The organism is Streptomyces chisholmiae (assembly GCF_031845445.1).
Lineage (GTDB): Bacteria > Actinomycetota > Actinomycetes > Streptomycetales > Streptomycetaceae > Streptomyces > Streptomyces chisholmiae.
In genome coordinates this window covers 1-448 of record NZ_JAVREO010000194.1, presented here as the reverse complement: position 1 = coordinate 448, position 448 = coordinate 1, and the positions used below count along the sequence as shown (strand labels likewise).

Here is a 448-nt window from a genome sequence, read left to right as displayed (position 1 = left end):
GGGATCGGTGGTGACCGACCGCCGCGCGCTCAAACCGGAGGGGCCGTTCTACGGGGTGTTCGCCCTCGGCGCAGTCGCCACGGTGCCGGCCGGGCGGGTCTCGCCGGTGGCCGCGGTGTCCATATGCGCCGCAACGGCTTTACTGTGCATCGCGCTCGGCGCCCTCGATGCACCTCGGGCACCCCGCCTCGCACCACGTAGCTTCACCACACCCGTGCAGAGCGTGCCGATCCATGCCGCCCGCTACGCGGCGGCCGTCACCGCGGCAGGCACCGCAGGTCTGTTTCTCGGGGTGGACCACGCCAACTGGGCGATCGCCGCGGCCGCCGGTCCGCTGGCGGCAGCCGATACCAGTGGCCGGGTCCGCCGCGGCGTGCACCGCTTGATGGGCACACTCATCGGTCTCGTGGTGGCCGCCCTGCTTCTGGTTCCGCATCCCGACGAGTAC

Annotated in this window: 1 protein-coding gene; it reads left to right on the top strand. The window is 72.3% G+C overall.

Annotation, left to right across the window (positions count from 1 at the left end; translation table 11 throughout):
• Nucleotides 1-448: FUSC family protein (locus RM844_RS32775; RefSeq protein ID WP_311671077.1), on the top strand; the 448-nt coding region annotated here is incomplete at both ends.